The sequence below is a fragment of the Methylobacterium sp. E-046 genome (assembly GCF_022829625.1).
GTDB lineage: Bacteria > Pseudomonadota > Alphaproteobacteria > Rhizobiales > Beijerinckiaceae > Methylobacterium > Methylobacterium longum.
On sequence record NZ_JAKSYP010000118.1, the window covers coordinates 1 to 9,964 of the forward strand.

The 9,964-nt window shown below is 70.9% G+C and carries 7 protein-coding genes and 1 pseudogene; 1 reads left to right on the forward strand and 7 read right to left on the reverse strand.

What is annotated here, in order from left to right:
• Nucleotides 1-501 precede the first annotated feature (501 nt).
• Nucleotides 502-2,190 carry a methyl-accepting chemotaxis protein gene (locus MKK82_RS10785; RefSeq protein ID WP_243985623.1) on the forward strand — a complete coding sequence of 563 codons (1,689 nt, stop codon included), beginning with the start codon at nt 502-504 and terminating at the stop codon, nt 2,188-2,190.
• Between the two features lie 25 nt (nt 2,191-2,215).
• On the opposite strand, the gene MKK82_RS10790 is transcribed toward MKK82_RS10785, so the two are convergent.
• The 7 genes and pseudogenes from MKK82_RS10790 to MKK82_RS10820 all read right to left on the reverse strand — a co-directional run.
• On the reverse strand, nt 2,216-3,355 hold the full coding sequence (locus MKK82_RS10790) for an amidohydrolase/deacetylase family metallohydrolase (RefSeq protein ID WP_243985625.1): 1,140 nt from the start codon (nt 3,353-3,355) through the stop codon (nt 2,216-2,218).
• Nucleotides 3,356-3,374: 19 nt separating this feature from the next.
• Entirely contained in the window at nt 3,375-4,391 is a 1,017-nt protein-coding gene (locus MKK82_RS10795; RefSeq protein WP_238293893.1) for an ABC transporter ATP-binding protein, read from the reverse strand.
• A complete protein-coding gene (locus MKK82_RS10800) occupies nt 4,388-5,398 on the reverse strand; it encodes an ABC transporter ATP-binding protein (protein ID WP_238293895.1) in 1,011 nt (336 codons plus the stop codon). Before MKK82_RS10800 ends, MKK82_RS10795 begins: the two co-directional genes overlap by 4 nt.
• A complete protein-coding gene (locus MKK82_RS10805) occupies nt 5,398-6,369 on the reverse strand; it encodes an ABC transporter permease (protein WP_373323416.1) in 972 nt (323 codons plus the stop codon). The genes MKK82_RS10800 and MKK82_RS10805 overlap by 1 nt, the downstream gene beginning before the upstream one ends.
• Nucleotides 6,366-7,307: an ABC transporter permease gene (locus tag MKK82_RS10810; protein WP_238293896.1), complete on the reverse strand. Its 942-nt coding sequence runs from the start codon at nt 7,305-7,307 to the stop codon at nt 6,366-6,368. Before MKK82_RS10810 ends, MKK82_RS10805 begins: the two co-directional genes overlap by 4 nt.
• Nucleotides 7,308-7,570: 263 nt before the next feature.
• Nucleotides 7,571-9,157 (reverse strand): ABC transporter substrate-binding protein, encoded by a 1,587-nt coding sequence (locus MKK82_RS10815; protein WP_243985627.1) that lies wholly within the window; start codon nt 9,155-9,157, stop codon nt 7,571-7,573.
• A 604-nt stretch (nt 9,158-9,761) separates the two neighbouring features.
• Nucleotides 9,762-9,964: pseudogene (locus MKK82_RS10820) on the reverse strand (1-deoxy-D-xylulose-5-phosphate synthase); the annotation flags it as partial.

Below are 9,964 nucleotides of genomic sequence, written 5' to 3' on the forward strand. Positions count from 1 at the left end.
CCGGGCCAGACCCGGAAGCTCACCCGGTAGGTGGCCGTGACGAGGTGGTCCGGCGTCTTGTAGCGGAGCGTGACGCCATCGACCTCCAGAAGAGGCTGACCCGTGTCCATCCATCCTCCCACGCGCCGCGGCTTGGGCCGCGTGTCGCTGACGGCCCGGAGAGGGTCCGGGTCTCACGGAAACGTGTATCGGGCGCGGTCGGAGGCTGTAAAGGCGGTGATACCCCGGAGGGCCGTCCCGGAGCCGCACCTGTCATGGCGGCCCAAAACGCTTGGTTGGTCTTGCATATTCGGATTTCGGGTGTTTTCGCGTTATAAAATCCGTCGATCCACCCGCAATATTATAAATATCTATATCTTAAAGTCTTTGATGCGCCCCGACGTGCATTCATGGACTTATCGACCGCAGTTACTTCTTAAGACATATCTTTCATGACTTCACCCTGTGGTGACGCGCGCAATCCGATCGGTTCGGATCGATAGCAATCTCTGGGGTCCCTCCATGCGGTTTCAGTTGTCCATCAAGGCGGTCCTGATCGGAGCCTTCGGCTGCCTCGCCCTCATCGCCGCGGGTCAGGGAACCCTGTCCCTGACCAAGCTGTCGGGCATCCGCTACTCTGTGAACGAGGTGACGAAGAACTGGCTGCCCTCGGTTCTGATCCTCGGCACGATCCAGAATGACGTGGCCGACATCCGCGTCAAACAGTTCCGCATGCTGACCTTCAACGCGACGCCGGAGCAGCGGGCCGACAACCAGACGCTCCAGGCGACCGCCATGGCCAAGCTCGCCGCCGACCGGACGATCTACGAGCCCATGATCTCCTCGCCCGAGGAGCGGGCGCTGTGGGAGACGTTCGGCGGATTGTGGGCGCGGTACGAGGCGTCCAACCGGACGATGTCCCAGCTCCTCGAGCAGGGTCGCCCGGCCGAGGCGCTGGCGCTGATCGGCAGCCGCGAGCAGCTCGACCTGTACAACCGCATGCGCGACGCCCTGGCGGCGGACGCGGAGCTGAACAACCGCAGCGCCCACCAGGAGACCACCACGGCCCTGACGCAGGCCGACGCCGCCATGGTCGCCGCCTACGTCGCGGTGGCGGTGGCGGTCGCGGCGGCGCTGGCGGCGTCCCTGTTCGGCCTGCTGCGGGTTTCCCGCCCGATCACGGTGATCACGCAGGCCATGTCGGCCCTGGCCCGCGGCGAGGCCGCCGAGGTGCCGTACCGGAACCGCCGGGACGAGATCGGCGCGATGGCGTCCGCCGTGCAGGTGTTCAAGGACAACCTGATCCGCACCCGGCAGCTGGAGGCGGAGACCGCCGAGGCGCGGCTCGCCGCGGAGGAGCAGCGCCGGAGCGGCATGCGCCAGATGGCCGACGGCTTCGAGCGGGCCGTCGGCGGCATCATCGGCCTCGTCTCCTCCTCCGCCACCGAGCTGCAGGCCACGGCCGGCTCCCTGTCGGCCATGGCGGGCCAGACCTCGAGCCAATCCGTCACCGTGGCGGCGGCGGCCGAGGAGGCGGCCTCGAACGTCAACACGGTCGCGGCCGCCGCCGAGGAGCTCGGCTCCTCCGTGCAGGAGATCGGCCGGCAGGTGGACGGCTCGGCGGACCTCGCCCGGCGGGCCGTCGGCGAGGTCGACCGGACCGGCGCACTGGTGCAGGAGCTGAGCGCGGCGGTGGCTCGCATCGGCGACGTGGTCGGGCTGATCTCCTCGATCGCCGGTCAGACCAACCTGCTGGCGCTGAACGCCACGATCGAGGCGGCGCGCGCCGGCCCGGCGGGGCGGGGCTTCGCCGTGGTCGCCGCCGAGGTGAAGGCGCTGGCCGAGCAGACCGCCACGGCCACCGAGGAGATCTCCGGCCAGATCGCGCGGGTCCAGGGCTCGACCGGTCAGGCGGTGACGGCGATCGGCGCGATCACGGCGCGGATCCAGGAGATCAGCGGGGTGTCGACCACCATCGCGGCCGCCGTGGAGGAGCAGGGCGCGGCGACGCAGGAGATCGTGCGCAACGTGACCCAGGCGGCGCAGGGCACCGGCGCGGTGACCAGCACCATCGCGGGCGTGGCGAGCGCGGCCGAGGAGACCGGGGCGGCCGCCAGTCAGGTGCTGGGCGCGGCCTCCGAGCTGTCGCGCCAATCCGAGCACCTCGCCGCAGAGGTCGGGCGCTTCCTGGCGACCGTCCGGGCTGCCTGAGGTCGGGGGCCGGGGGACCCCCGGCTCAGGGCGGGTGCCACCACCGGCCCTTCAGCACCACGCCCTCCGCGGTGATGCGCTGGGCGCCGGTCAGGGTCTCGCCGCGCGTGTCGACGTAGTCGAACGCGCCGTCGCGCACGGCCAGCACGGTGGCGTCGCCGAGCGCCCCGACCTTCAGGGTGCCGTACTCCATGCGCTTGAGCGCCACGGCGGCGTTCACCGTCGAGGCCGCGACGACGTCGGTGAGGCTCATGCCGAGGCAGAGCATCTTCGACATCGTGGTGACCTGATCGAAGGCCGGCCCTTCGATGCAGAGCTGGTGGACGTCCGACGAGATCGTGTCGGGCAGGAAGCCGCCCGCCAGCATGGCCCGCGCGGTCCTGAAGGCGAACGAGCCCTTGCCGTGGCCGATGTCGAACAGCACGCCCCGCGCCCGCGCCTCGCGGAGCGCCGGCTTCACGGCGCCCTGCGCGGTCACCGGAGAATTCGGAAACGGCCGGAACGCGTGGGTCAGCACATCGCCGGGCCGCAGCATGGCGAGGACCTGCTCGTAGCTCGGCGGCGGCTCGTCGATATGGGCCATCAGCGGCAGGCCTGTCTCCTCGGCGACCTGCAGGGCGATGTCGAGGGGCGCGGTGCCCTGGTCGCCGGAGGCGTGGCGCCCGACCCGGACCTTGATGCCGACGATCACGTCCCGGTTGGCCTCGGCGACCTCGACGGCCTCCCGGGGCGCCATCAGCCGCGGATCCTCGCTCTCGCCGACCATGATGGTCTTCGAGAAGCCGAAGATGCCGGCGAACGAGACGTGCAGGTAGGCGAGGATCCGCGCCTGCGAGCGCTCGATCACGTGGCTGCGGAAGCCCGCGAAATTGCCGGGCCCGGCGCTGCCGGTATCGACCGAGGTGGTCACCCCGGAGGTCCGGCAGAAATCGTCGGCGTCGATGCCGAGCGACGTGCCGCCCCAGTAGACGTGGGTGTGCAGGTCGATCAGGCCCGGCGTGACGATGGCGCCGGCCATGTCGCGCACCTGCGTGCCGGGGCCGGCCGGCAGGTCGCGGCCGAAGCCCGAGACGCGGCCGTCCGCGAAGGCGACGTCGCAGATCCCGTCGTGGTTCTGCGACGGGTCGACGACCCGCGCGCCCTTCAGGATGAGGTCGTGCTGCACTGGAGGCTCCGGGTGGCTGTCAGGCCGCGCGGGCCGGCGCGGCCGCGTCGTTGAGGTGGCAGGCGGCGAAGTGGCCGGTGCCCACGGGATCGAGGCCCGGCACCTCGACCCGGCAGCGGTCGAAGGCGTGCGGGCAGCGGGTGTGGAAGCGGCAGCCGGCGGGGGGGTCGATCGGGCTCGGCACGTCGCCCTTGAGCACGATGCGGGTGCGCCCGGCCCCGGGCTCGGGGATCGGCACCGCCGAGAGCAGCGCCTGCGTGTAGGGGTGCTTGGGCGCCAGGAACATGTCCCGCCGCGGGCCGATCTCGACGATCTTGCCGAGATACATCACCGCGACGCGATGGGTCATGTGCTCGACGATGGCGAGGTCGTGCGAGATGAACAGCATGGCGAGGTCGAGCTCGCGCTGCAGGTCGCGCAGCAGGTTGACGATCTGCGCCTTCACGGAGACGTCGAGCGCCGAGACCGCCTCGTCGCAGATGATCAGGTCCGGCTCGGCGGCGAGCGCCCGGGCGATGCCGATGCGCTGGCGCTGCCCCCCCGAGAACTCGTGCGGGAAGCGCCCGAGCGCCTCGCGGGGCAGGCCGACCCGCTCCATCAGGCTGGCGAGGCGGCTCTCCAGGTCGGCGGCGTTGTGGGCCAGCCCGAAATTGCGGATCGGCTCGGCCAGGATCGCCCGCACCCGCATCCGCGGGTTGAGTGACGAGAATGGGTCCTGGAACACCATCTGGATGTGGCGCCGCAGGGGCCGGAGCGCCCCGGCCGAGAGGTCGTCGATGCGTTTCCCGTCGAGCACCACTTGGCCGGCGGTGGGCGCGTAGAGGCGCATCAGCGCCTTGGCGACGGTGGACTTGCCGCAGCCGGATTCCCCGACGAGCGACAGGGTCTCGCCGCGGGCCACCGTGAAGGACAGGCCGTCCACCGCCTTGAGCACGCGGGTCGACCGGCCGAACAGGCCGCCGCCGAGGGAGAAATGCTTCTTGAGGTCGTTGACCTCCAGCAGGGTGCGGCCGGCGGGTGCGGGCGTGGCGCTCATGCCGCGAGGGCGTCCTTCGGCGCGTAGTGGCAGGCGGCGAGGTGGCCGGGCGCCTTCGGCTCCAGGGCCGGGGCGTAGGCGCGGCACAGGTCGGTGACGTCCGGGCAGCGCCCGGCGAAGACGCAGCCCTCGATCCGGCCCTTCAGGCTCGGGACCATGCCGGGGATCTCGGCGAGGCGCGCGTCGGCGCCGTGCTCGACGGCGCCGAGCTTCGGCACCGCCCCCATCAGGCCGCGGGTGTAGGGGTGGCGCGGCGCCCGGAACAGGTCGCGGACCGGCGCCTCCTCAACCTTGCGGCCGGCATACATCACCACCACCCGGTCGGCGACCTCGGCCACCACGCCGAGATCGTGGGTGATCAGCATGATCGCGGCGCCGACCCGGGCCTTCAGGTCGCGCATCAGGTCGAGGATCTGGGCCTGGATGGTCACGTCGAGGGCGGTGGTCGGCTCGTCGGCGATCAGGAGTTTCGGCGAGCAGGCGAGCGCGATGGCGATCATCACCCGCTGGCGCATGCCGCCGGAGAGCTGGTGCGGATATTCCCGCACCCGCCGCCGGGGCTCGGGGATGCCCACCAGCGTCAGCATCTCCACGGCCCGCGCCTCGGCCTCGCGCCGGCCGAGGCCCTGGTGCAGGCGCAGGGTCTCGCCGATCTGGCGGCCCACCGTCAGCACCGGGTTCAGGCTCGTCATCGGCTCCTGAAAGATCACGCTGATGTCGTTGCCGCGGATCTTGCGCATAGCGCTGTTCGGCAGGTCGAGGAGGTTCCGGCCCTCGAACTTGATGGCGCCGGCGATGCGGGCCGGCGGCTCGGGCAGGAGCCGCAGGATCGACATCGAGGTCACCGACTTGCCGCAGCCGGATTCGCCCACGATCGCCAGGGTCTCGCCCGACTGGATCGCGAAGGAGACCCCGTCCACCGCCCGGTTCACCCCGTCGGGGGTGCGGAAATGGACCTGCAGGTTCTCGATCGACAGGAGGGGTGCGCCGCTCACGCCTGTGCTCATCACACGTCTTTCGCCATGCGGGGGTCGAGGGCGTCGCGCAGGCCGTCGCCGACGAGGTTCACGGCGAGCACCGTCATCGAGAGGAAGATCGCCGGGAACAGGATGATGTAGAACTTCACCTGCCAGAGCGCCCTTCCCTCGGCCATGATGTTGCCCCAGGAGGGCGTCGACGGCGGCACGCCCGCGCCGATGAACGACAGGATCGCCTCGGTGATCATCGCGGAGGCGCAGATGTAGGTCGCCTGCACGGTCATGGGCGCCAGGGTGTTGGGCAGGATGTGCCGCCAGATGATCGCCGGCATCCGCGTGCCGGTGGTCACCGCCGCCTCGACGTAGGGCTGCTCGCGCAGCGACAGCACCACGCCGCGCACGAGGCGGGCCACCCGCGGGATCTCCGCGATGGTGATCGCCACGATGACGTTCTGGACCGAGCCGCGGGTGAGCGCCATCAGCGCCACCGCCAGCAAGATCGGCGGGATCGACATCATGCCGTCGACGACCCGCATGACGATCCCGTCGAGCCAGCGCACCATGCCGGAGACGAGGCCGACCGCCAGCCCCGCGATCGAGGCGAGAAACGCCACCGAGAAACCGACCAGCAGGGAGACCCGGGCACCGTAGACCACCCGCGAGTAGACGTCGCGGCCGAGCATGTCGGTGCCGAACCAGTATTGCGCGGAGGGCACCCGGGTGCGCTTGGCGGGCGCCAGGGCGGTCGGATCGACGGTGCCGAGCCACGGCGCCAGCACCGCCATCAGGAACACGACGAGGAGCAGCACGCCGCCGACCACGATGGTCGGGTTGCGGCGCACATAGGTCCAGATCGGCCCCCGGCGCTTGCGGGCTGGGATGACATCCGGCAGCGGCGCCGCGACGGCGAGGCCCGGCGGCGGTGCCTTGGGGGCGGCGCCTTCGGGCGGGGCGCCCGCCTGCCGGGCGCTGTCGGAGAAGGGCGCGACGGTCGCGGTCAATAGCGGATCCTCGGGTCGAGCACGGTGTAGAACAGGTCGATGGCGAGGTTCACCAGCACGTAGACGAAGCTGAACAGCAGCACGACGCCCTGGATGACCGGGTAGTCGCGCCGCAGGATCGCATCGACGGTGAGGCGCCCGAGGCCGGGAATCGCGAAGACCGTCTCGGTCACCACCGCGCCGCCGATCAGCAGGGCGATGCCGATGCCGATGACGGTGACGATCGGCACCGCGGCGTTCTTGAGGGCGTGGACGAACAGGACCGGCCCCTGCGCCAGCCCCTTCGCCCGGGCGGTGCGCACGTAATCCTGGCTCAGCACGTCGAGCATCGTCGCCCGGGTCACGCGGGCGATCAGCGCGATGTAGACGAGGCCGAGCGTCACCGCCGGCAGGATCAGGTTGGCGAACCAGGGCCACAGGCCCTGCTCGATCGGCGTGTAGCCCTGCACGGGCAGCCAGCCGAGTTCGAGGGCGAAGACGTAGGCCAGCACGTAGCCGACCACGAAGACCGGCACCGAGAAGCCCATCACGGCGAGCCCCATGACGAGGCGGTCGATCAGGCTGCCGGCCTTCCAGGCGGCGACGACGCCGAGCGGCACCGCCACCACGATGGCGAAGACCAGGGTGACGAGCATCAGCGAGACGGTGGGCTGCACCCGCTGGCCGATCATGGTGGTGACCGGCAGGTTGGTGAAGATCGAGGTGCCGAGATCCCCGTGGAGGATCTGCCACGACCATTCCCAGAACCGCACCAGGAAGGGCCGGTCGAGGCCCAGCGTGGCGCGGATGCGGGCGACGTCGTCGGGCGTCGCCTGGTCGCCCGCGATGATCGCGGCCGGGTCGCCGGGGGCGAAATAGAGGAGGCTGAAGACGAACAGCCCGACCACCGCCATGACCGGGATGGTGGCCAGGATTCGCCTGCCGATATAGCCGAGCATGGGTCCTCGCTATCGTGCGGGCGGGATGCAGGGGCGGGTGCCGCTGCGGCTCCCCCCGCTGCGGGGGAGGGTGGCCCCCGGAGGCGGTCCGGAGCGGGGCGGCGCGACGACACGGAACGGGGCTGTGCCCGCCGTGACGGCGGCGCCTCCTCCGGAGACGCCGCTCCCCTCGGCCGACCCCGGCTGATCCAGGCCCCCCCCTCCCCCGCGGAGGCGGGCGGGACGGTGAGCGGCTGTTTCTGCCATGACAGCCCCCTGCCCCATCACGCCTTCGACACGCCCCAGGTGAACGGGATCGGCCCCTTCACGATGCCCGAGACGTTCTTGCGCCACGCTTGGTAGCCCAGGAAGAACCCGGTCGGCACGTAGACCACGCCCTCGCAGGCGGCGGCGTTGACCTTGTCGATGGCGGCCTTCTCGGCGGCCGGGTCGGCGGCGTCGAACCACTCGGCGATGGCGGTCTCAACCGGCGGGATGTTCGGCCAGCCGAACCACGCCTTGTCGCTGCTGGCCCGCACCGCCGGGTAGCCCGCCGGATTGATGGTGTCGGCGCCCGCGTGCCACGTGTGGAACATGTTCCAGCCCCCTTGGGCCGGCGGCGCCTTCGACGTGCGGCGGGTGCCGGTGGTGCCCCAGTCGGTGGCGACGAAGTCGACGTTGAAGCCCATCTGCTTCAGCAAGTCGGCGGTGATGTCGCCCTGCGCCTTGGTGATCCCCTGGTCCTGCGCCACGATGCAGACCACCGGCTCACCCTTGTAGCCGGCTTCCTTGAGCAGTTTCTGGCCGAGCTTGATGTCGCCCTTGCCGACGTTCTCGCCGCCCGCCTCGCTGTAGAGCGCCGTGCCCGGCGTGAAGAAGCCCGGCAGCTTCTTCCACAGGGCGTCGTCGTCGCCGACGATCGCCCGCATGTAATCCTCCTGGTTCATCGCGGTCATGACCGCCTGGCGGATCTTCGGATTGTCGAAGGGCGGATAGAGGTGGTTCATCCGGAACGAGCCGACATTGCCCAGCGGATCGGCGATATCGACGTTCAGGTTGCTGTTCTTGCGCAGGAGCGGCACCAAGTCGGAGATCGGGTTCTCCCACCAGTCGACCTCGCCGTTCTGCAGGGCCGCGGACGCGGTGGCGGCGTCCGGCATGATCACCCACTCGACCCGGTCGACCAGGATGTGCTTGCCGCCCGCCAGCCAGGAATTCGGCTCGTCGCGGGGCTTGTAGTCGGCGAACTTCTCGAACACCGCCCGGGCGCCGGGCACCCACTCGTTGCGGACGAACTTCATCGGGCCCGAGCCGACATACTCGGTGATCTGCGTGAACGGGTCGGTCTTGGCGATCCGCTCCGGCATCATCAGCGCCATCGGGGCGTTGGTCTTGCCGAGGGCGTAGAGCAGCTTCGGGAACGGCTTCTTGAGGCGCCAGCGGAAGGTCCGGTCGTCGGTGGCGGCCAGTTCGTCCTGGACGCCGCGGATCATGATGCCGATCGGGTCCCGGGCCATCCAGCGGTTGAGGCTCGCCACCACGTCCCTGGCCAGCACCGGCTCGCCGTCATGCCACTTGAGACCGGGGCGCAGCCGGAAGGTCCAGGTCAGCTTGTCGCCCGAGACCTCCTCGGATTCGACCATCTGGCGCTGCGGCTTCAACTGGTCGTCGACGCCGTACAGCATGTCCCACACGAGGGTGCCGGCGTTGCGCACGACGTACTGCGTCCCCCAGATCGGGTCGAAATTGGCGAGGTTCGCCTGGGGCACGAAGCGCAGCACCTTGGCGCCCTGGGCGAGTGCCGGCCTCGCGACCTGCGGTGCGGCCAGCCCGATCGCGGCCGAACCCTTGAGGAAGGTCCTGCGGTCCATCGTCTTCTCCCTGGCGGTGTGGATCTCAAGCATCGATCGCCGGCCCACACCTTGGGGGCGAGTTAGAACGGTTCCGATGCACGGGCGCAATGGCCCGGCGTGACAACGGCCCCCGGGCGAGCGCCGGCACGGCCGGCGGCTTCGGGGCGCCTTCGGCAAGGAGGGGGATGGCGTTGGCGCGGCGCGGACTCACGCCGCGGGTCTCGCAAGCTCCGCGCCAGCTCGGCCGTCACTGCGTTATGTATTCAGGATTGGGGGCGTCGCATCGCACGACCGGCCGGCTCAGGGCGCGGCGGGTGACGCGGGCTCGGGGCCTCGACGCGGAATCCGCGAGGTCGCGTCGAGGCCCCGAGCCCGTGCGGGCCCGCGGCCCTCACGGGCGACCTGTCTTCACTTCCCGCGCGGGCGGCGCGTGGGTGAGGATCCACGCCGTCAATCCCGGAGCCGCCCGGCGGATGCCAGGGTGACGGAGGCGGAGCGGTCGCCGGCGCAGCCGCGGCGCGCGGCCGCGAACGCGGGCCCGTCGACCCCGCGGGGCGGCGGGAGCCCGGGCCCGAGAGCGCGTCGGCGCCGGCGTTCGGGATTCGGTTCCCGGCGGGTCGCCTCAGCGCGGGCGGCGGCGGACGCTCACCACGTTGCTGGCCGGCTCGGCCTTTCCGGAGGCCGCCGGCAGTGCGGTGAGGGCGGTTTTGACGATGCTGTCGGCGTCGAGGCCGGCCTCGGCGTACATCTTCTCGGGGCTGTCGTGATCCTGGTAGGCGTCCGGCAGCGTCATCGTCCGCACCCGCACGCGCCCCGCATCCAGCG

Bases quoted from the DNA above. Each gene is read 5' to 3' on its own strand.
- MKK82_RS10785 (WP_243985623.1), top strand. From the start codon at position 502: ATGCGGTTTCAGTTGTCCATCAAGGCGGTCCTGATCGGAGCCTTCGGC.
- MKK82_RS10795 (WP_238293893.1), bottom strand. From the start codon at position 4,391: ATGAGCGCCACGCCCGCACCCGCCGGCCGCACCCTGCTGGAGGTCAAC.
- MKK82_RS10800 (WP_238293895.1), bottom strand. From the start codon at position 5,398: ATGAGCACAGGCGTGAGCGGCGCACCCCTCCTGTCGATCGAGAACCTG.
- MKK82_RS10810 (WP_238293896.1), bottom strand. From the start codon at position 7,307: ATGCTCGGCTATATCGGCAGGCGAATCCTGGCCACCATCCCGGTCATG.
- MKK82_RS10815 (WP_243985627.1), bottom strand. From the start codon at position 9,157: ATGGACCGCAGGACCTTCCTCAAGGGTTCGGCCGCGATCGGGCTGGCC.